Annotated in this window: 21 protein-coding genes and 1 other RNA gene; 9 read left to right on the top strand and 13 right to left on the bottom strand. The window is 41.7% G+C overall.

The genetic code is table 11. The features are described from left to right. Nucleotides 1–71: 71 nt before the first annotated feature. Entirely contained in the window at nt 72–809 is a 738-nt protein-coding gene (locus IGI84_RS04525) for a hypothetical protein (protein WP_220427086.1), read from the top strand. After that, nucleotides 788–1,261, top strand: a complete 474-nt coding sequence (locus IGI84_RS04520) for a hypothetical protein (RefSeq protein ID WP_077454214.1) — start codon at nt 788–790, stop codon at nt 1,259–1,261. Before IGI84_RS04525 ends, IGI84_RS04520 begins: the two co-directional genes overlap by 22 nt. Before the next feature lie 117 nt (nt 1,262–1,378). On the opposite strand, the gene IGI84_RS04515 is transcribed toward IGI84_RS04520, so the two are convergent. Genes IGI84_RS04515 through IGI84_RS04505 form a run of 3 tightly spaced genes read right to left on the bottom strand, consistent with a single transcriptional unit; the run spans nt 1,379 to nt 3,883 of the window. Further along, on the bottom strand, nt 1,379–2,839 hold the full coding sequence (locus tag IGI84_RS04515) for a sensor histidine kinase (RefSeq protein ID WP_005237199.1): 1,461 nt from the start codon (nt 2,837–2,839) through the stop codon (nt 1,379–1,381). Then, the gene (locus IGI84_RS04510) at nt 2,839–3,552 is read right to left on the bottom strand and encodes a response regulator transcription factor (RefSeq protein ID WP_142425101.1); all 714 of its coding nucleotides are present in this window, start codon (nt 3,550–3,552) and stop codon (nt 2,839–2,841) included. The genes IGI84_RS04515 and IGI84_RS04510 overlap by 1 nt, the downstream gene beginning before the upstream one ends. Next, on the bottom strand, nt 3,533–3,883 hold the full coding sequence (locus tag IGI84_RS04505; protein ID WP_081119493.1) for an SdpI family protein: 351 nt from the start codon (nt 3,881–3,883) through the stop codon (nt 3,533–3,535). Before IGI84_RS04505 ends, IGI84_RS04510 begins: the two co-directional genes overlap by 20 nt. A gap of 145 nt (nt 3,884–4,028) precedes the next feature. Here IGI84_RS04505 and IGI84_RS04500 point away from each other — a divergent pair, with 145 nt between their 5' ends. Continuing rightward, nucleotides 4,029–4,799: a Cof-type HAD-IIB family hydrolase gene (locus tag IGI84_RS04500; protein WP_081119492.1), complete on the top strand. Its 771-nt coding sequence runs from the start codon at nt 4,029–4,031 to the stop codon at nt 4,797–4,799. Between the two features lie 62 nt (nt 4,800–4,861). Further along, nucleotides 4,862–5,225: a transfer-messenger RNA gene (ssrA, locus tag IGI84_RS04495) on the top strand. 404 nt (nt 5,226–5,629) lie between these two features. Here ssrA and IGI84_RS04490 read toward each other — a convergent pair. Then, nucleotides 5,630–5,845, bottom strand: a complete 216-nt coding sequence (locus tag IGI84_RS04490; RefSeq protein WP_087664377.1) for a helix-turn-helix domain-containing protein — start codon at nt 5,843–5,845, stop codon at nt 5,630–5,632. Nucleotides 5,846–5,961: 116 nt separating this feature from the next. Here IGI84_RS04490 and IGI84_RS04485 point away from each other — a divergent pair, with 116 nt between their 5' ends. The 3 genes from IGI84_RS04485 to IGI84_RS04475 all read left to right on the top strand — a co-directional run bounded on the left by IGI84_RS04485 (nt 5,962) and on the right by IGI84_RS04475 (nt 8,387). Then, the gene (locus IGI84_RS04485; protein WP_220427087.1) at nt 5,962–6,261 is read left to right on the top strand and encodes a hypothetical protein; all 300 of its coding nucleotides are present in this window, start codon (nt 5,962–5,964) and stop codon (nt 6,259–6,261) included. 147 nt (nt 6,262–6,408) lie between these two features. Continuing rightward, complete coding sequence (locus IGI84_RS04480) at nt 6,409–6,777, top strand: ACT domain-containing protein (RefSeq protein ID WP_220427088.1); 369 nt, start codon at nt 6,409–6,411, stop codon at nt 6,775–6,777. Nucleotides 6,778–7,286: 509 nt separating this feature from the next. Further along, nucleotides 7,287–8,387 carry a mandelate racemase/muconate lactonizing enzyme family protein gene (locus IGI84_RS04475; RefSeq protein WP_220427089.1) on the top strand — a complete coding sequence of 367 codons (1,101 nt, stop codon included), beginning with the start codon at nt 7,287–7,289 and terminating at the stop codon, nt 8,385–8,387. A 53-nt stretch (nt 8,388–8,440) separates the two neighbouring features. Here IGI84_RS04475 and IGI84_RS04470 read toward each other — a convergent pair whose 3' ends face one another. After that, nucleotides 8,441–9,856 carry a glycoside hydrolase family 1 protein gene (locus IGI84_RS04470; RefSeq protein ID WP_220427090.1) on the bottom strand — a complete coding sequence of 472 codons (1,416 nt, stop codon included), beginning with the start codon at nt 9,854–9,856 and terminating at the stop codon, nt 8,441–8,443. A gap of 15 nt (nt 9,857–9,871) precedes the next feature. After that, entirely contained in the window at nt 9,872–11,176 is a 1,305-nt protein-coding gene (locus IGI84_RS04465; RefSeq protein ID WP_220427091.1) for a PTS transporter subunit EIIC, read from the bottom strand. 171 nt (nt 11,177–11,347) lie between these two features. On the opposite strand from IGI84_RS04465, the gene IGI84_RS04460 reads away from it, so the two are divergent. Beyond that, entirely contained in the window at nt 11,348–12,049 is a 702-nt protein-coding gene (locus IGI84_RS04460; RefSeq protein WP_077454231.1) for a GntR family transcriptional regulator, read from the top strand. A gap of 53 nt (nt 12,050–12,102) precedes the next feature. Here IGI84_RS04460 and IGI84_RS04455 read toward each other — a convergent pair whose 3' ends face one another. From IGI84_RS04455 to IGI84_RS04440, 4 genes are all read right to left on the bottom strand, one after another. Continuing rightward, nucleotides 12,103–12,867 (bottom strand): serine hydrolase, encoded by a 765-nt coding sequence (locus IGI84_RS04455; protein ID WP_244351626.1) that lies wholly within the window; start codon nt 12,865–12,867, stop codon nt 12,103–12,105. Nucleotides 12,868–12,903: 36 nt separating this feature from the next. Continuing rightward, nucleotides 12,904–13,818, bottom strand: a complete 915-nt coding sequence (locus tag IGI84_RS04450; protein WP_430600839.1) for an NlpC/P60 family protein — start codon at nt 13,816–13,818, stop codon at nt 12,904–12,906. A 21-nt stretch (nt 13,819–13,839) separates the two neighbouring features. Further along, a complete protein-coding gene (locus tag IGI84_RS04445; RefSeq protein ID WP_430600838.1) occupies nt 13,840–14,913 on the bottom strand; it encodes a dipeptide epimerase in 1,074 nt (357 codons plus the stop codon). Nucleotides 14,914–15,101: 188 nt separating this feature from the next. Continuing rightward, complete coding sequence (locus IGI84_RS04440; RefSeq protein ID WP_430600836.1) at nt 15,102–16,763, bottom strand: peptide ABC transporter substrate-binding protein; 1,662 nt, start codon at nt 16,761–16,763, stop codon at nt 15,102–15,104. A 711-nt stretch (nt 16,764–17,474) separates the two neighbouring features. On the opposite strand from IGI84_RS04440, the gene IGI84_RS04435 reads away from it, so the two are divergent. Further along, nucleotides 17,475–17,810, top strand: a complete 336-nt coding sequence (locus IGI84_RS04435) for an antibiotic biosynthesis monooxygenase family protein (RefSeq protein WP_430600834.1) — start codon at nt 17,475–17,477, stop codon at nt 17,808–17,810. 74 nt (nt 17,811–17,884) lie between these two features. On the opposite strand, the gene IGI84_RS04430 is transcribed toward IGI84_RS04435, so the two are convergent. From IGI84_RS04430 to IGI84_RS04420, 3 genes are all read right to left on the bottom strand, one after another. Further along, on the bottom strand, nt 17,885–18,658 hold the full coding sequence (locus tag IGI84_RS04430) for a hypothetical protein (RefSeq protein ID WP_430600833.1): 774 nt from the start codon (nt 18,656–18,658) through the stop codon (nt 17,885–17,887). Nucleotides 18,659–18,828: 170 nt separating this feature from the next. Next, nucleotides 18,829–19,056, bottom strand: a complete 228-nt coding sequence (locus IGI84_RS04425; protein WP_005237217.1) for a hypothetical protein — start codon at nt 19,054–19,056, stop codon at nt 18,829–18,831. A gap of 180 nt (nt 19,057–19,236) precedes the next feature. After that, nucleotides 19,237–19,698, bottom strand: a complete 462-nt coding sequence (locus tag IGI84_RS04420) for a GAF domain-containing protein (protein WP_430600831.1) — start codon at nt 19,696–19,698, stop codon at nt 19,237–19,239. Between the last annotated feature and the right edge of the window lie 136 nt (nt 19,699–19,834).

Genomic DNA, 19,834 nt, shown 5'->3' with positions numbered 1-19,834 from the left:
TTTTACTACAAGAACTTCATACTTTATTCAAACTCCCCTTTTATACTATGTACTAGGATGAGGTGAATTAGATGAAAACTATACATTTTGCGATTGCTAGCATTTTTTATCATAAAAAAGCCATGGTGCTTTATACGCTTGTATCCTTCTTTGCCGTAATTGGCTTGATCGTGACGTTTGCCTTGATCTACTCGATGGATCAAGTGATCGCTCAGACAAGAGATCTCTTAGCGACAGAAGATCTGCAAACGAAAGTAGCCGAAGAGATCCAACCGGTTACGACGATCTATCATCAACTGTTCTATTTGATTTTCAGCGCCTTTACGCTGGTCTTTATCGGCTTTCAAGTTTACTACCAACTATATAAACGCTCGGAATACACTGCTTGGTTAGCAAGTGGCGCTACCACCAGACAATGGGTAGCAATTCAGATCATTGAAATGCTCTTACCGCTCCTAGCAGCCGCTGTGATCGCCTTTGTGTTATTGCTACTCTTCCAGCCTTATTTCCAGCGGGAATTACTTAGTGGGCATATCATTGCCCTTGATCGAGAGCGTGCTTCTGATAACTTTTGGGAGGCTGTCCAAAGTCTTCCTGGACAAGAATTCGCCATTACGATTCCGCAAAATAGTCAAATTCTGGTCCAAAATGTCGATTTGAACAGCACCACTTGGCTTGCTATTTTATTTGAAAGCACACGCCACACACTTGTCGTCTTACTTGCCGCTGTGACCGGTTTTACTGGTCTGATTGCCAGCGGACATAGTCTGTATTGGAGGAAAAAACAATGGAAAAACCAACTCAGCTAACGAAATCAATTGGTTTCTATTATGTTTCGAAAGACAATGAAACAAAAACTTCTGAATTAAGTTTGCTGCTTTCACAAAAAAAAGCAATCTTGATTCGTGCTCAATGGCCCTCCGTTCCCTTTTTATCCGTGATGGACAATGTATCTCTTGCAAATAAAAAAGGGGACGATTTAGAGAGTGTACTGCCTTATGTTCAGCTTCCCTTATCAGCTTTAAAAAAAGAGCGGACAGAGTTAGCCCCCTTTGAGGAAATCAAAATTCAACTGCTCTTAGCGTTACTTTCAGAAAGAGAAACCCTTTTAATCGAAAATGTCTTGAGCACGTTAACAACAGAAGAGGTCCAAATCCTGCTGCCTTTGTGCCAAGAAATCGCCGAACAATTTGCTGTTGCCATCTATTTGATCCATGAAGACGAATGCTTTGCCCATACGCCCTATACCACTTATCTATAGTTTACATAGCCCTCAAACAAAAAGGCTTGCTTGCAAAAGCAAGTCTTTTTGTTTGAGATGCTGCCAATGAAACGCAAAAAAATCGACCGGCTAAGCAAATTGCTGCCGGTCGATTCCTTATTCTTCATTTAAGTCGATATCTGGAAAAGAGATTTTAAAGGTCGTGCCTTTGCCAAGTTCACTTTCTACACTGATCTTTCCTTTGTGCAGGCGTACGAGCTGTTCAACGATCGATAGTCCCAGACCAGATTCACCAAATTGACGGTTTTTGCGGGAAGGATCAACTTTGTAGTAACGATCCCAAATATTCTTGACTTGTTCCTCAGACATGCCGATTCCCGTATCACTGATTTCGATGATCGTTTCCAAGTAGCCTTTTTCGATTCGAACCCGAATTTCTCCATCTTCCGTAAACTGGATCGCATTTTGTAAAATATTGACCATGATTTGGACGAAACGATCGTAGTCGGCATAGACGTCAATTGGCTCTGTTGTTTCTAAAATCAACACATCTTTGGCGATTTCTGCCTTGCTCTCCAGTTGCGTCAGTAGATTTTTGATAGTTTGCGTCGCATCAAATTTTTTGATGACCATCGAGATTTGATTGGTTCTGATTTTTTCGTAGTCAAGGTTTTCGTTGACTAATCGAATCAAACGATTGGTTTCATTTTTCATCAAGCGGATCGCATTGTCTTTTTGATTCTCAGGAATTGCGTTGTACTCTAAGCCCTCCAATAAGCCATTGATGGTCGTCAACGGGGTACGCATCTCATGAGAAGCATCCGCCATAAATTGCCGACGACGTTCTTCTTGCCGTTCAATCTCTTCTTGGGATTCTTTTAAGGATTTCGTCATTAAATTAAAATCTTCGGCTAATTCATCAAATTCATCCCGATTATGCACCGGCAAGAAAATATCAAAATTGCCATTAGTAATTTCTTTGGTTGCCCGTTTCATGCGATTGATCCGCCTTACTTGGAACGTAGCAAAAAGGTAACTGATCAATAATGAGACAACGATCGAGATCAAACAAACTTTAAACAAGTTTTGATTAAAGGCACTGACAAGATTCAAAATACTGCTTGCCGATTGCGAAACTACCATTACCCCGTAAAAATCCGTGCGATTGACAGAAAAAGGTATCAACACATAGGAAGTCAGTTCTTTTTCCCCGTATAAATTTGTGGCGGAGGTCAGTTGTAGACGCGCCCCATTTTCTAAGGACTGCCAGTCTTTTTCAGAGATCGGAAAATCAACAGCATGAGCGGTATCTAGTGGATAAATAATATCATCAGGACTTTTAAAGAAAGCAAAGGAGATATCTTGGTTGCTCAAAATATTCTCAGCCAAACGCAAGGAATACTGTAGATAGCCATCCCGGGTCATATTTTGCTGTAAATATTCTGAGTCACTGATTTGCGAAATCGTCGCGACCGACGAAGCATACCCCATTAACTGCTCATAATTCCGTTCTTGTAACGTTTGGCGTGTCATTTGAGTAAACGCAATACCAATCGTCATCAAGATCACGAAGATCACCACAAAAAATGCAATCAGCTGTTGATACAGGTAGCGCATTAAGCAGCACCCGCATCATCAAATTTGTACCCAACTCCCCAGACGGTTTGAATGATCTGTGGCCCCACTTTTTCAATTTTTTGTCTTAGTTTTTTGATATGTGCATCGACGGTCCGTTCATCGCCAAAGTATTGGTAATCCCAAACCAGTTCTAACAGCTGTTCTCTCGAAAATACTTGTCGCGGTTTTTTCGCTAACGTATAAAGCAAATCAAATTCTTTCGGCGTCAACCCATCGATGGGTTGACCATTTAAATAGGCTTCCCTTGTTTTTGTGTTCATTTTGAAATGATCGGTGACGATATCAAAGGTGGCATCGGAAGCTTCAGGTGTTGTTTTTTCAACCAATTCACTGCGGCGGTGTAATGCCTTGATCCGTGCAATCAAGGTCAATGGACTAAAGGGTTTCGTCACATAGTCGTCCGCCCCCATCTCTAATCCAATGACTTGATCGCTTTCTGAGTCACGGGCCGTCAACATAATAATAGGGACTGTACTAGAGATTTTACGAATTTCGCGCGCCACCATCATGCCGTCCATGGAAGGAAGATTCAGATCAAGGGTGATCATATCCCATTTTTCTGGTTCAGCAGCAAAGGCCTCAAGTCCTTCTTTGCCATCGTACATAAACACTGCTTCCCATCCTTCATTCAAGAAAAACATTTGCATCATTTCAGAAACAGATTCGTTGTCTTCAATCATTAATATATTCATTTTCTTCACCTCTATGTTCTTTATCAAATCGTTGCAGATTCTCTTCGATCAGGCCAAAGATCGGCACGATGAACCAAGGGATCGCGATCATTTCAATTAGAAAAAAGTTGGTCCATTCTTGCCATTTCAAGACAAACCCAATGAGCGCCATGATTCCGCCGAAAAGCAGAAAGAATCGGGCAGATAGTTTTTGGGCCTGTCGCCAATTTCGTTCATTTTGTTTTGCCAGATAGGAACGGTAGCCATAAATAAGGTTCATTTTTTTTGATGGAAAAAGAAAAAAAGTGAGACCAATCAAGAAAAAAATGCTGCCAATTACTAAAAAAATCATCGTTTCACTCCATTCTTCCTATAGTATACTCGAATTTCTTTCTTCTACCAACAACTTCACCGATTATTCATAAAGGTTTGCCTTTTTTTCAATCTTTGATAAGATTGTGAGTGGACTATGACTATAAACCTTAGGAGTAAGATACATGACCTATAAAGCATTAACTTTTTTTGATCTTGATGGTACGCTTTTAGATGAGCACTCGCAAATCACTTCGGAAATTGCTGAAGCGATGGCGATGTTGCGAAAAAACGAAGTACTGCCGATCATTGCAACGGGAAGAACCGAACCTGAAGTTACCGCCATTCGTGAAGCAGCTGGGATCACCTCAAACATCGTCATGAACGGGGCCTTTATTCGCATTGACGGCAAAGAAGTTTTTTCTGATACTTTAGAACCTGAGCTTTGCGCACGAATGTACCAAGCCGTCAAAGACAATGGTGATGAGCTGTGTTATTACAATGAGAAAGGCTATTGGGCGACTGGTCACACCGAGGAAATGGTCGGTGCATACAACTACGTCCGTAGCCCTCTCCCAGAAATCGATCCTCTGCATTATGAAACGGACCGGACCAATATGTTGTTGGTTTTAGGTGTCGGCAACGATGCTTATTATCATGAGCGTTTTCCCGAATTAACTTTCTATCGTAATACGCCTTTTTCGATCGATGTCGTAAAATCCGGCACCTCTAAAGGAACTGGCGTGAAAACCTTGGTAGAATTGTTAGGTCTAGAAGATGTACCTACCTTCGGCTTTGGTGACGGCAGCAACGATTTCGCCCTTTTAGAAGCCTGTGACCACAAAATTGCCATGGGAAATGGGATTCAAGAGTTGAAAGAGCTGGCAGATTTCGTTACCCTGAAAAATACCGAAGGCGGAATCGTGCACGCCCTGAAACACTTTGACTTGATCTGATCCTTTGCACATGAACAAAAATATGGTATACTAGTGAATGGTAGCGATACCCCTTTTATCGAGGGGATGTTACGGATTCGACAGGCATAGTTGAGCCTGAATTGCGCTTCGTAGGTTACGTCTACGTTAAAACGTTACAGTTAAATATAACTGCTAAAAACGAAAACTCTTACGCTTTAGCTGCCTAAAAACAGTTAGCGTAGATCCTCTTGGCATCGCCCATGTGCTCGAGTAAGGGTCCTATTCTAAGTGGGATACGTTTTATCTTTCCGTCTGTAAGATAAAAAAGAGCTCATCAGACTAGCGATACAGACTGCCTGTCACTCGGCAAGCTGTAAAGCGAACCTTCAAATGAGTTGACTATGAGCGTAGATTTTTAGGTAGCAATATGTTTGGACGCGGGTTCGACTCCCGCCATCTCCATTTTAAACTGTCAGTAAGTGACACTAAGAGCCAAAACCTTGATTTTACAGGGTTTTGGCTTTTTACTTGTGCCAGTATGTGACACTATTTGACTACCAACCTACATCAAAGCCTACATCAAAAAAAGCCCACTACTCCGAAAAGTGATGGGCTTTGACTTTATAATTTGCCAGTATTTAATTTTCGTTGTAATGCTTTCACCCAATTTGATGGGCTAGAAGTGATGCCATCTGCCGGCGTGCTTTTGAAATACTTCTCCGCCTTGATCGTTAACGATCTTCTGTGCGGTCTTCTTCAATTTATACAAGACAATAAAAATAAAGAGAACCTTAGAATAGTCACGTTCTAATAGTATAATCACGATATTCTAAGTGTTCGCTTTATATCTTGTCCTACTTTTCCAAAAGTTATTCTTTCGTAAGTCTGATAATTTCTGAAATATCGTCAATTTCTAATGCATTAGCGATTCTTTCAATATGTGGAAGGTAAACTTTTTCTCGTTTGCCATTTGCCAGCTTATTAATAATCGAAGGTTCAATATCAGATAAGCGTGCTAACTCTCTTAGAGAAATTCCTCGGCTTTTTACAAGCTCTTTTAAGCCTATTTCTATTTTTCTGTTCATGTATTAGCCACCTTTTTCTGCAAGCAGATGTTGTTCATAAGGACATCATATAGTAAAACAGAGCCGAAGGTGGTGTCTATAAAAGCACCAAAAAAAAACAGAATGGAGGCGTTACTTTGAAAGAAATAGAAAAGACTGGCATTAAGACGAGTAATAAGCAGCCGGTAAAAGAAATTAGCTACCAGGACATATATGGTTTAGGAGATACTTTGGAGCAATTGAAATCTTGGCAAGAACCACTCGGTGTATTAGAAAAATTTTTCAGTGACAAAAAAAGACCCGTGAATAAGCAGAAAATCATCCGAGATTATCATGCCTGCTCCTTATTATTCAATGTTTTTCTCACAGACTTTGGTAGCTCCCTCGAAAAAATGGAACGTCAGATTGGTGAGTTAAAAACGCGAAGAAAAGTTTAATACAAGAACGATAGGTTAAGCTCCTATCAAGCTATAGACCATCGTTCCCTTTGCTATTTTGGGTTAAAATTGAAAATGTTTAACAGCTTGTTCCCTTCGTTCTTCCGATTTGATATGATGAAAGCATCAAACGTAGGACGTGATTAGATGAAATTGACCTTATTAGAACCCTCTTTTTCTGTCATACAAGTAAAGAGTATTGATCCTTCGATACTGAAGATTGTTCCTCTTTTTTTTGCCCATACGTCAGAAGAACTTTCTTTGGTGTTACCAACTGCAAACGTTCCAGCTGAAACGCTAAACAGAGAAGATGGATGGAAAGCGATAAAAATAATTGGTGTGCTGGATTTTAGCTTGATTGGCATTATTGCAAAAATCTCTTCCCTTCTAGCCGAGGAGTCAATCAGTATTTTTGCTGTTTCTACCTTCAATACTGATTATATTTTAATCAAGGAGCATCAGGTAGAACAAGCTCGTACTGTTTTAACCGCCAATTATTATTCTTTTGTCAATTGAGAAAAAACTTTTTCTTCCTTACTACAAGTTACTCTCGCTCGCTTTATGAAATACAAAAGAACGACTGAACCAAAGAAGTTCAGTCGTTCTTTTGTATTTCACTTGTCGTTGAAGAAAGATAAGAGTACTAGGTATCCCAAATAAAAGACTTCCCCAAGCTTTCATCTGCCCCAGTACTCTTCATTGCTCGTTGTTAAGATAATCATAATACAAAAATGATTTTTATTCAATAAATATGTCTATAAATTACATTAAATACCTTTTTATGACAATTTATAAGGTTTTCAATTCATTTCTTATAACATCTCTCCAATTTCTATTTATATTCTGAAGAGGTCCTTTAGCTTCGCTCCTAAGTGAATGACCTCTTAAAAAGAGACATTCTTGTTTCCTAAGTATTGAATTTGAGCGATTTTTGTCTTGTCAATCTCGCGTTCCCATGCTAACATGATTATGCAAACGTTAACATTGAAATGCACACGTGAACATTAGTTTGAGGAGGATTTTTAATGGCAAAAATTACAGATGTACAAACAGTGTATTATCGGATACCTCTTCCGGAAATCATGGAAGATGCGAAGCACGGCTTACACACCCACTTTGAAGTGCCTATCGTCAAGATCGTTACTGATGAGGGACGTGAAGGTGTGGGCTATACGTATACTGGTGGCTTCGGTGGCGAATCGATTGCCAAACTGATCGACAAAGAACTAAAAGCAATCCTTTTAGGGAAAGATCCAGCATGTGTGGAGGCCTTGTGGGATCAGATGAACTGGGGCATTCACTATGTTGCCAGAGGCGGTTTAGCGAGTTTCGCCATTGCGGCTTGTGATATTGCCTTATGGGACTTACGCGCGAAAAAAGCACAAGAACCCCTCTACAAACTTTTAGGCGGCGCAAGTAACAAAGTCAAATGCTATGGTGGTGCGATCGATCTAAACTTTTCTCTTGAAAAACTCTTAGCCAATAATCAAAAATATTTAGACATGGGATTAAAAGCGGTCAAAATCAAATTGGGTCAAAAAACACTTGCCGAAGATATTGCTCGAATAAAAGCGGTCAGAGAATTGATTGGTCCCGATGTTGTCTTTATGGTGGATGCCAACATGAGCTGGTCTGTTGAAAAAGCAATCAAAGCCGCCAAACTGATAGCGCCTTATGACATTTTGTTCCTTGAAGAACCAACAATCCCCGAAGATTACGAAGGCTACGCGCGTATCGCTAAAGAAGGGCAAATTGCGGTCGCAGGCGGGGAAAACTTGCGCACCCCTATTGAGTTTGCTCATATGATCAAATATGGCAATGTCGATTTTCCACAACCCGACGCTTCCAATTGCGGTGGGATCACCGGATGGTTGAAAATTGCTGCCTTAACACAAACAAGTAACTTATCTGTTTCTACACATGGCATGCAGGAATTACACGTCAGTCTACTGGCGGCGATGCCTAATGCTGGGTATCTTGAAATGCACAGTTTTCCAATCGATCAATACACCACGAGACCATTAGTGATCGATCCATCCGATGGCTGTGCGATTGCACCAGAAGAACCAGGGATGGGTGTCATATTTGACTGGGAGAAACTTGCTCCTCATAAACAACCCTTTTAACTGAAAACCCACGATTATTTCCTTTAGGATTAGGAAATAATCGTGGGTTTTTATTACAGAATCAATGGTTTTTCTTCAAATGGAAGCCACCGTTCATCAATAAGGGAACGATACCAAGCGGCTGATTTTTTTAATGACCGGGTCCGTTCTTCATTTAACTCAATTCGGACGAGACCATAGCGGTTCTTAAATGCATTCATAGGTGAAACACAATCGGTAAATGCCCAAAGCATATAGCCTTCGCAGTTGGCGCCTTCCTCGACGGCTTTTAGCAGCCAGTAAAGATGTTCGGTAATAAACTGAATCCGATAATCATCTTGGACTTGACCTGTGGCATCCATATACTGTTCTTCATTTTCCCGCCCCATACCATTTTCAGTGATCAGCCATGGAATATTGTCATAATTCTCTTTAAGATAATTAGCCATATCGTACATGACCTTCGGATAGATTTCCCAGCCACGAGAGTTATTCATTTGTTTTCCTGGCAAATCAAAGGTCTCATAAAACATTTCTGGATGAAATGGTGTATCCGAATGCCATTGATATCGTGGTGCCCGCACGCGTTTCGGGTAGTACTGATTGACCCCTAAGAAATCCACCGTATGGGTGCGGATCGTTTCCAAATCTTCTTCTGTCGGATCAAAGTAGATGTCATAGGTTTGGCAAAGTGTGATAAGTTCCTCTGGATAATGACCTTTGACCATTGGATCAAAAAAAATTCGATTGAAAAAAAGATCATACATTTTTTGCGCGTTTTGATCCTCCGGTGAGGAAGAGCGTGCGTAAACCATTTCCGGATTCAGCACACAACCGATGCGCCCCTCGTAGCCTTTTTCATGATAGACAGCCACCGCTTGAGCGGACGCCAATACTTTGTGATAATTCCAAAGCATCCATTTTTTCGTATTTTGTTCATAGGGCCAGCGGATCGCATCGAGATAACAACGAGTCTGAATAACGATCGGCTCATTGAAGGTAAACCAATGTTTGACTCGATCACCGTAACGTTCGAAGGCGATCTCGGCATAACGGGTATACAGATCGACCACTTTCCGCGAGCTCCAGCCATCATAAGCATCCATCAAACTAGCTGGCAGTTCATAATGTTCCAAACAAAGCATCGGTTCGACCCCAGCCGCAAGCAATTGGTCAATAAGCTGATCGATATGAGCAGCATAGTCTTCATCAACGATCAGCTGTTCATGGTCGGTAAAGAAGCGTGCCCAGTTGATCGATGTTCGGTAATGGGTCAAATGAACCTCCTGCATCAGTTGAATATCCTCTGAAAACTTTTCCATAAAATTCGTCGCAACAGCCGGTCCATAGCCATTATGCCAAACAAAGCGTTCTTCTTTGTACCAGCGGTCGAGATACGAATCTTGCCCTTCTTTCTTTCCTTGCCAGCCTTCTGTCTGCCAAGCAGACGAAGCAGCCCCTAAAATAAATGTCTCAGGTATTTTTACCATTTTTTCAAAACTCCTTTATGCAACTTCATTGGTCGTGCGATTCATTACCAAAACAAAAGGGAGATAGATTAAAATCGCCACGACAATACAGATAACTTGCGTGATCACAGCCCCGATATCCCCAGCAGTAGCTAGATAAGCATTGACGATCGGTGGCATTGGCCATGGGACCATTACCACTGCTTTAGCGGCAAAGCCTAGGCTTGTGGCCACGTACCCAATCGTTCCTGTTACTAATGGTGTCAGGATAAAGGGAATCGCCAAAATGGGATTCAACATAATTGGCATTCCGAAGATCACTGGCTCATTGATATTGAAAATCCCAGGTGCTAATGACAATTTAGTGATTTGGCGCATGTCCTCCCGCTTGCCGACGATCAAAATCGCAATCAGCAACCCAATCGTCACGCCAGAGCCACCCATACTCATATACATATCCCAAAACGGCATCGTAATGATATTGGGTACTTCTTTTCCAGCTTCAAAAGCTTCCGTGTTGACGGCGATTGCTGCCAGCAACAATGGTTCACGAATGGGTTTGACCATCTGGTTCCCATGAATCCCGATGACCCAAAAGACTTGTGCGATAAACATCAACAATAAGATACCTGGTAATCCTTGGACGATCCCTTCCAGTGGTCGTTGGACGACATTGTAGATGATATCGTAGGCATACATCCCTGTGAGTACTTTGATAGCAAAGCCAGAGGTGGCGATGATGGTCACGGTGAAAATCGTTGGAAACAATGCCGAAAAACTTGCCGAAACATTCCCTGGAACACTATCAGGCATCGTGATCTGCAGCCGTTTTTGTCTTCCTAGCCACGCATAAAGCTCGATGGAAACGATCGCAACGAACATGCCTAAAAATAGGCCTTTCGTGTCCGTGTATTGCTTAGCCAGCACGTTTTCGGCAACCACCGTCGCATCTTCGTGCAAAAATTCAAAGATCATTGGATTAACAGAAAGATAAGACATCACGGCGATGATTCCTGGAAAGACCCCCGAAATCTTATTTAATTTTGCTAGCTCAATCCCAATCAGAAACACTGCATAGATCGTTAAGAAACTCAACGTCACATAACTGACCGCAGATGAGATCGGTTTTAAACTTTCTAAAAAGCGCAGTGCCTCGATTTGTGCCAATCCATTTTCAGCATCAAAAACCATTGCTGAAAACAAAGTACCAAATGCCCCGGTAATGATTACTGGAATCAAAGCAGCAAAGGCATTTTTAATGACCATGATGTAGCGTAAATTGTTGATCCTATTGGCAAACTTTCCTAAAACGTCAGCGAGTCGATCCATAAATCCTTGCATAAAACTCCCTCCTATACCCCTATTCTTCAATTGTTAGAAAACGATTACATTACAAATGTAATTCATTTCCTGAAGAATGTAAACGCAGGAAAAGCTTTTAAAACAAGGTATGTAAAGCTCCAAGTTTACATACTTCGTTTTATCACTTATTATTATTTTGAGGTGAAGCAAATGGCGAACTACCATGACATCGCTGCCGATCTACGGAGCAAAATCAATCACGGGTTTTACGAAGAAGAGAAAAAATTGCCGAAACAATCCGAACTTGCTGTCCATTATCAGACCAGCCGCGTGACGATTCAAAAAGCATTGAATATTTTACAAATGGAAGGCATTATTTACGGAAAAAAAGGCACGGGTACCTTTATCAGCGACGCCTATTCAACCTTCGATTACAACGCCAAGATCAATCGCGGGCTGACGAAGCGCCTTGGAGAGACAGGAAAAATCACCAGCAAGATCATTTCTTTTGCCATTCTTTTTCCCGATGAGAAAGAACAAGAAAAACTAAAAATCCGCAGTGACCAACAAATTTATGATATCGTTCGTTTGCGCCTGTTTGACGATATTCCTGTTGTTTTAGAATATACCATCATGCCGCTTCATGTCATTCCCGGGATTACCGAGGAAGTCTTAAACTCATCGGTCTACGGTTATATCACCAACCAGCTACACTCCTCGATTGGGACATCTGTCCGTCGCATCAAAGCGGATCGTGCAGATACCTATGATCAGCAATACTTAGCTTGTGCTGCCACCGATCCCATTTTAGAAGTGGAACAAACGGTTTATCTCGGCGATGGGACACCTTTCGAATTTTCTCAGTCACGGCACCGCTATGATATGGGAGATTTTATCGTCGTAAATAATTAATACGCTGCGTATCGAGTACCTCTGAGTGAGGATCGATACGCAGCGTATTTTACTTAAAAATATTGCTGATAGACTGTTTGACCAATTTCTCTTAGCCAACTGATCCCTTGACCACTACCGGTTTTATCATAGGAAAACGCCGCAATGATGATCGTCGTTTCATTGGCTTGTAAATACGCTACATCGTGTTCGATGCGGTCAAGACGGCCTGTCTTATTAAAAATGCGGCACGCAGGATGCGTTGTTTCAGCAAAAGTCCCTGGTATGCCCTCTTGAAATTGCTGCTGATTTAAGGCTGAAAATCCTAGGGCAGCTTCTTCTTGTTTAACACACCTTAGTAGTAGTTTGGCAGCCGCCGAAGGGGTCAAGCGGTTCTCCTTGTCTTTAATCGGTCGCATCATATACCGTTCAAATTGGATCTCCGGCTCCTGGATCCATGCTTGAAGTGTGGGCAACCCAGCTAAGTCCAACAGTACATTGGTGGCGGTATTATCAGATACGGCGATCATCGCTGTAAGCAGTTCACTGATAGCCCAGCTTTTTTTCTGAGGAAAAAGACGGAGGACCCCAGCGCCACCTGTCAGATCAACGGGGCTCACACAAATTACTTGTTGGGGATTGATCTTTTTTTCGATGATTTGTTCAAGGTAATAGGCATACAATACAAGCTTACTGATACTTGCTGCTGGAAATGACTTATGACTCTGATAGTCAACAAGACATTTCGTTGGCGTACCAATCCATAACCCCATTTCCAATGTTGCTTGATATTTTTTTAGGATATGATTTATTTCTAAATAAACGTCATCTTTTGTCATCAAACGCTCCTTTCCTCAAAGTCAGTAAAGGATTGCTTATGTGCCCGGTTCAATTGGTGTATTTGGTTTGTCTTGCCAATAGCGCGCCACAACTGCTAGTTCCGGTTCATAATTAGAACCAGCGATTTTGGTTTTCATGACCCGCGATCCGGGTGTTCTTGAATGAATCATTTCATCATCCCCCAAATACAACCCAACATGATGGACTTCACCTTTTCCTTCTTCATAAGCAAATAGCAACAGATCTCCCGGTTGTGCCTGACTGTAAGGTACAATGTTTGCTTGTTGTGCTTGCTCAATCGTATCTCGGGGGATCAAAATACCATGAAGTCGATGCAGCGAATACATGAATCCAGAACAATCAAAGCCACTGCCGCTAATGCCTGCCCAGACATAGGGCTGATTCACAAATTGTTCTGCTAGTGCAATCATTTTCTCGGGCAGATTTGTCCATGTATCCACAATGACTTGAGCAAAGGATTTAGCGATCGTTGCTGGTCCATTAGGCGTAGCCACTTGATAGGAATCTGCGGTTTCCCCAACTAGGGGTAAAACCGTCCCAAAAGAAACGATCCGTGACGCTGAGTCAAAAACAAGCAAAGCTTCTTTGACAGTCACGCCGAGCATTCTTTTAGCTGTTGCATAGTCTGGTGGCAATGGCTTCAATACCTCGTTTGGTAGATAGCCGGGATAGCCAAGTGGGTGTTTATTGCTTTTTTGATCCAAGACGATCACATGGGACCAACCATCCGTTTGGTCGATGACTTCTACAATCGTCCCATATAATACTTCGGAGTCCACTAAGCTTTCCTGGTAAAGCTGCATCGTATCTTCATCAGTCAAAAAAGTGTGCAACGCTTCTAAAGGAAATGCTTTGATTTTTGCTAGTACTTTGTTTTCTTTGGGTTCCTTCCATAAGAAGAAAGAGCCAGCCTGAACAATTTGTTTCATCTTTGCTCCTCTCATAACTGTTTATTCGTTGATTCCTAGTCCGATGCGTTCGGTGACGCTCAAGCTTCCTGGACGCTGAAGAATCCCTTGCGTTTCAGGGGAAGTCGTTTGGGTCTCCCACATAAAAGGAACATCCAGATCATAAAATTGGACATCGTTCATCCCTAATGCAAAATGGGCGGCGGCAGCCATTCCACCATACCCTTCAATCATCGAACCGACCATCACCGGCACTTGATGCTCTTTTGCCAATTGATAAATTTTTTGTCCCTCTTTGATCCCGCCGCTTTTCATCAATTTAATGTTCAAATAATTGCAGCAGTTTTCAGCAATCAAACGTTTGGCATCCTCATAGGAAAAAAGACTTTCATCGGCCATGATCGGAATCGTCGTCCGAGCAGTCACATAGCTGAGTCCAGCAAAATCATGGGCTTTTACTGGCTGTTCAACAAACTCGATCGGAATGTCTTGCCATTGGTCTAAAATCTGCACCGCTTCTTCTTTGGTCCAGCCTTGATTCGCATCGATTCGAAAGGGGATCTTTCCTGCCAAGCGTTCATTGATGCGGCGAATTTTCGCAACTTCCTCTTCGATCGTTCCTACCCCTAGTTTGATTTTCAAGGAGCGAAACCCCGCTTGGACTTTTGCTTGCGCATCCTGTAGCATCTGCTCCTGTGAGCCGACACTAATCGTATAATCGGTTGCTAACCTATTGACAGAACCTCCTAAATAACGGTAAAGCGGTAAGTTAGCTGCTTTTGCCAGTGCATCATGCAACGCGATATCAATCGCCGCTTTAGGGCTCGTATGATGCTGGATCAACGCATGAAGCTCATCCATTACCGACAATTGCGCATCTACCTTTCTGCCTAACAGGAAGGGGGCAAAAACAGTTTCGATATCTTTTAAAATACTTTCTTTTGTATCACCGGTGATGACTTCGGTAGGTGCTGCTTCTCCGATACCAACGATCCCATTGTCAAAAGAAAGCAGCACTCGAATCACTTCGACGGCGTGCACTTCTCTGAGCGCCGTTTTAAACGGTGCATTCAGCTGGATCGGAATTCGTTTGGTTTCAACTGCTGTGATTTTCATTGGTGTTCCCCCTAAAAAGAAAAGCCGTTCTTATCTAGCTGGAATCAATGATTCCTCTTCACTGCTAGATAAAGAACGGCTGTATTCCTTGTTCTCAAGTTGCTGAACGCTCGAATCGCGTTCCTCTTTTCTGCAGTACTGTTTGACTACATCAGTCGGTAGATGTATGCAAGAATCAATTTTTATACTTATTCTTCGACAAACACATTTTTATAGTCATAGGCAGCACCGACACTATGAACGATGAGACCTTTGATCTTAGGCGACCGCAGATGTGCTTCTGCACTTTGAAAAAGCGGAATAATGCCCAAATCTTCATTTAAGATTTTTTCTGCTTCCACCATATTTTCCCAACGGGCTTCTGGGTTGTTGGCATTTTCATTGGAGGCTTGTTCGGTCAATTGCTCGTAGTCATCATTTAACCATTTCCCACGATTGTAGGAACTGTCTTTTTTGAACAATTCTAAAAAGTTGATTGGATCTGCATAGTCACCGATCCAATTGTTCATGACCATCTCAAAATCGCCGCTATTGGAACGATCCAAACGAACAGAAAAAGGAACATTTGTGACTTCGACAGTCAATCCATCCAGTGTTTGCTGCAAGGTTCCTTGAATGTATTCCGCCATTTTTTTCGATTGGTCGGTATCTGAGGTCAGCAGCTCGAAAGACAACGTATCGATCCCCAGCTCAGCTTTGGCCTTTTCCCAATACTCTTGGGCTTTTTCTTCGTCAAAGGCTAACGTGGTTGCCGCATCCTCAACAAAGTCAGCTTTTGTCTCAGGATTGAAGGCTAGGTCAGAAGGAACAAAACCGACAGCCGGTAATGAGCCGTTGCCTAAAATGTTCTCCACGATTTGTTGCCGATTCATGCTATACGAAATGGCTTGGCGCAGATTTGCATTTCGAAAAGGCGAATCTTCCGGCGCTTGATTCATTTCTAAATACTGAGTGGTCGCACTAGGTTGGACCATGTAATCAGGATGGTTTACATTTTGCATCGCCAATTCACCGCTTAAAATAATGTCATCGGCTTGCCCGCTTTCGTACAGGTTATAAGCGGTCGATGAGTCTTTCACGACATCAAAATTAATTGATTCAAGTTTGACCGAATCGGCATCCCAATAATCCGGATTTTTTTCCAAAGACCATTGGATGTCGGTGCCTGGTCCAGCATAATTGGTCAATAAGAAAGGCCCATTGTACACAGCGTTTTCACTTGTTAAAGCGTATTGATCACTAAATTCCTCCACGACACGTTCGTTTTGTGGGAAGAAGGTTGGAAACGCCAGTAAAGATAAAAAGTACGGCGTCGGTTTTTCTAACGTAATTGTCAATTCATGGTCATTGACTACTTCGATTCCTAACTCGCTTTTATCCAGCGTGCCATCTGAAATAGCAGACGCATTTTTAACGGGTGCTAGCATATAGGCATAATTGGAAGCTGTAGCTGGATCAACGGTTCGCTGCCAGCTAAAAACATAATCAGTCGCTGTAACTGGATCACCATTGGACCATTTTGCCTCTTCTCGCAGTGAAATGGTATAGGTCAGGCCATCTTCACTGACTTCAGCGTCTTTACTTGCCCCAGCAATTACAGGTACATTGTTCTCATCCAAGCGATAAAGGCCTTCATAAGCATTGTTCAGAGTAATAAAGCTATAAGAGTCGGTTGCTAAAGAAATATCGGCACTGCCCATCTCTGCTGAAAATTGCACATTGATCACTTGCTCTGCAGAAGAAGCTGCTGATGAATCCGTCTCGTTTTCTTGCGCGCCATTTTGACAAGCTGCTAAAAAGAAGCTGCCTAGTAACACAAGCGATACTGCATAGTTGCTACGTTTCCCCATTTCTACTCATCCCCTTCTAACATTCAGATAATTCAAAAAATTCTGTTTGTTGTACCGAGTTTACCGCATGTTTATGCAGCCTGTCAATTTAACTCGACCAAAAAATGTAAGAGGTTACATGGTTGTGTCAGAAGCGCTCTTCTGAATGTAAAAAATTAGAAAAGTGCGACTTTATGCTGACTATCGTTGACAGGAGTCGTGCCAAGAAAGCATACAAAAAAGTTCTGATCTTCTAGTGATCAGAACTTTCGATACTTTCTTATACATTATTTCGCAGGTAAAATGGATAAAAAAACTTTCACAATTTTCCTTACCTTTCACACAAAAAAAGAAGACATAAATTTCGTCTTCATAGCGCTTTCTCAGAACCTTCCCACTTTTTTGCCTTTCAACTCAAGGAATAAAAGAAATCTCCTCAGAAAGTAAAAAAAACGTATCTATTTTAAAATGGGAGTGGTACACTAAACAAACGAAGAGTATTGCACGTGAGAAAAGAAAGACTTCCCCAAGTATCCATTTTCTCCAATACTCTTCGGACTCTTCAGTACGTATATTAATTATACGTACTTTTTTCATTTGTTCAAGGCTTTTGAAGGATTTAATCAAAAAGTAAAAATCGATAAAAACGTACCAATTCCCCAAGCTAATTGACAATGATTCTCAATTAGCGCTATACTAAATGAAAGCACTCACAGTCAAAGGAGGAATTTCATGTATATCCGTACCGTTGCGTTTGAAGTCATTCCAGAAGGCAAAGACATCTTTCTTGCTAAAATGAAAAAAGATACCGCCTCAATGAAAACATTTGCTGGGTGTCACTCTGCTGAAGCTTGGTTTTCAGAATCAAAAGACCGCCTCGTTTTCCAGTTAGTGTCAAAATGGACTGAGAAAAAAGCCTTTCAAGCTTGGTTAAAACGCCCCGAACATCTGCAAAAGCACCGAGAGGCGTATCGAGCTGAAAAGGAAGGAACTGCAAAACCGAGCCTTGTTTTGTCCAAGACCGGCCAAGAATTTGTCTTGATCGATGAAGAACCTAGTCCTAGTTAGACTATAAGAGCGATCCACCAAAGCTGATTCCGTTCGCTTTGGTGGATCGCTTTCTTGTTCAGTATCTCTCTTTTCTATTCCACCGTTCGCTCGTTCAGGGTTCTTCCTTGCTGATCTTTTAATTGAAGCCAGCCATTGGTCCCCCCATAGTAAAGAAACATGCCGACCTCATTGACACTTTTTAATACGACGTCTTCAATCGTTCGTCCCTCTTTGATCGCTGATTGATTCTCTTGCCGTATCTTTTCTGCTAATCGAGCTGAAAAGCCCACCGAGCCGTCTTTGTTCAATGGAACCTCTTGACGCAAGGTAGCGCCTTTTTCAATTCGAACCTCGTTGCGTTTCTGCCAATAGACCGTTGCTGTACTTCCTTGATAATCCACCATAAAGGGTTCATCTTGTAATTCTTTTGACCATTTATGACGAGGCTTGCTCCCTTTTTTCACCGCTTTCGTTTCCTTTTTGCTGGTGGATACATAACCCAGAAAATCGATCAAGCAATCAAATGGTTCCGCACAAACAGCGACCTTTTGTTGCAGTTCCTGTGGAATCACGATAGGTGCGTTGGAAGCGTTGGTCAGTTGGTATTTCTCTTGATAATAGGCCGCTAAGTATGGCGCCATGATCTCCCAAGGTGGTGTAAGGATTATTAAGCGGTCATATTCTTGCTTGTCATCAAATGTTTTCTCATCTGTTACTGATAGTAATTGGCCTTTTTTTATGGCTAAGAGGACGGTATTGTCTTTTGCTTCAATAAGTTTTCCTTTAACAATTTGCAGTTGCCCTGCTTCCTGCGGCAATTCAAAAAGCATCTGTTTGTCATCAATGACCGTTTTTTCTAATTCCATTTTGCTCCCTGCTTTCTGCTAGTTTCTCGCCCATTATAGCATGTATTTTTCTACGCAGCTGTGTCGAAGAATCAAAAAAAGAGGCTGCTTCCAAGAAACAGCCCCTTTTTTAAGGGAATTGGTTTACGTGCATGGTTTCATTTTATTTTGATTGGGTGATTACCAATGGATCAGCTAAAAAAGCACTCAACTAGTGCTGGTTGATAGATCTCATTGTATTTTGCAACTACTCGTCCGCAACGTTCTTCGATATCTTCATGATCGATTCCATCATAGCGAATCACATTTAATACGACACACCTTTCCATTTTTCTGACCACTTCACCGATCACACGGCTTTGTAAGCCAACTGGTTTACATTCATATGCTTTACCTAATACAATTGTTTCTGCTTCCATAATTCTCTCCTTAAAAATTCATTTTTCTAATTGTATTATCATATTATCATCTAATTTTAATTAAATAAAGCAATATGCCCGTAATTTGTAAATAATAACTAAAAAAAGCGTTCATATTCAATGAACGCTTCGCTTTAAAACATTATGTTGTTTTTACGTTAATATTAAAAAACAAGTGCTTTATTGGCGACTTGCTACCAATAACGCCGCAAATTCTTCCAGATATTTCTGATCGATCGCATCATAGCTGTTTGTTTTTCCACTATCGATATCCAGCACGCCAAGCAGCTGATTACCAGCTACCATGGGAACTACGATTTCAGACGTTGCTGCTGAGTCACAAGAAATATAATTTTCATGTTCTTTGACATTGGGTACGATCAATGTGGTTTTTTTCTCCGCTGATTCCCCACAAACCCCTTTGCCTAATGTGATTCTGGTGCAAGATACTCTTCCTTGGAATGGGCCTAAGATCAGTTCGCCTTCTTCAAATAAGTAGTAGCCGGCAAATACTGTATCTTCCAATGTTTCATTCAGTAAAGCAGAAGAGTTGGCTAGATTGGCGATCCAATTACTCTCCGCTTCTAACAACCCTTTTAATTGCAGAAGCATCAATTCATACGCTTCGATTTTTTTATTCATTTTCTCACCTCTGTCCTTGATTATAAGCAAACACAGAGGATTTGTCTCGTCTAAATTGCTGGGTACTGGAAACAAAAAATGTGAATAAAGAGAAGTCGCCTGAATCAGTCTACTTGCTAACCTTTGTCAGCAACCG

It is taken from the genome of Enterococcus sp. DIV0008, from assembly GCF_050542615.1.
GTDB classification, from domain to species: Bacteria; Bacillota; Bacilli; order Lactobacillales; family Enterococcaceae; genus Enterococcus_D; species Enterococcus_D innesii.
The sequence above is the reverse complement of the archived record's forward strand: the minus strand, read 5'-3'. Positions and strand labels throughout refer to the sequence as shown.

Coding starts and splice junctions, on each gene's coding strand:
- IGI84_RS04525 (WP_220427086.1), top strand. CDS start 72: ATGAAAACTATACATTTTGCGATTGCTAGCATTTTTTATCATAAAAAA.
- IGI84_RS04440 (WP_430600836.1), bottom strand. CDS start 16,763: ATGGGGAAACGTAGCAACTATGCAGTATCGCTTGTGTTACTAGGCAGC.
- IGI84_RS04520 (WP_077454214.1), top strand. CDS start 788: ATGGAAAAACCAACTCAGCTAACGAAATCAATTGGTTTCTATTATGTT.
- IGI84_RS04510 (WP_142425101.1), bottom strand. CDS start 3,552: ATGAATATATTAATGATTGAAGACAACGAATCTGTTTCTGAAATGATG.
- IGI84_RS04435 (WP_430600834.1), top strand. CDS start 17,475: ATGTATATCCGTACCGTTGCGTTTGAAGTCATTCCAGAAGGCAAAGAC.
- IGI84_RS04515 (WP_005237199.1), bottom strand. CDS start 2,839: ATGCGCTACCTGTATCAACAGCTGATTGCATTTTTTGTGGTGATCTTC.
- IGI84_RS04430 (WP_430600833.1), bottom strand. CDS start 18,658: ATGGAATTAGAAAAAACGGTCATTGATGACAAACAGATGCTTTTTGAA.
- IGI84_RS04470 (WP_220427090.1), bottom strand. CDS start 9,856: ATGGTAAAAATACCTGAGACATTTATTTTAGGGGCTGCTTCGTCTGCT.
- IGI84_RS04450 (WP_430600839.1), bottom strand. CDS start 13,818: ATGAAACAAATTGTTCAGGCTGGCTCTTTCTTCTTATGGAAGGAACCC.
- IGI84_RS04465 (WP_220427091.1), bottom strand. CDS start 11,176: ATGCAAGGATTTATGGATCGACTCGCTGACGTTTTAGGAAAGTTTGCC.
- IGI84_RS04455 (WP_244351626.1), bottom strand. CDS start 12,867: ATGACAAAAGATGACGTTTATTTAGAAATAAATCATATCCTAAAAAAA.
- IGI84_RS04490 (WP_087664377.1), bottom strand. CDS start 5,845: ATGAACAGAAAAATAGAAATAGGCTTAAAAGAGCTTGTAAAAAGCCGA.
- IGI84_RS04425 (WP_005237217.1), bottom strand. CDS start 19,056: ATGGAAGCAGAAACAATTGTATTAGGTAAAGCATATGAATGTAAACCA.
- IGI84_RS04445 (WP_430600838.1), bottom strand. CDS start 14,913: ATGAAAATCACAGCAGTTGAAACCAAACGAATTCCGATCCAGCTGAAT.
- IGI84_RS04460 (WP_077454231.1), top strand. CDS start 11,348: ATGGCGAACTACCATGACATCGCTGCCGATCTACGGAGCAAAATCAAT.
- IGI84_RS04475 (WP_220427089.1), top strand. CDS start 7,287: ATGGCAAAAATTACAGATGTACAAACAGTGTATTATCGGATACCTCTT.
- IGI84_RS04505 (WP_081119493.1), bottom strand. CDS start 3,883: ATGATTTTTTTAGTAATTGGCAGCATTTTTTTCTTGATTGGTCTCACT.
- IGI84_RS04420 (WP_430600831.1), bottom strand. CDS start 19,698: ATGAATAAAAAAATCGAAGCGTATGAATTGATGCTTCTGCAATTAAAA.
- IGI84_RS04500 (WP_081119492.1), top strand. CDS start 4,029: ATGACCTATAAAGCATTAACTTTTTTTGATCTTGATGGTACGCTTTTA.
- IGI84_RS04480 (WP_220427088.1), top strand. CDS start 6,409: ATGAAATTGACCTTATTAGAACCCTCTTTTTCTGTCATACAAGTAAAG.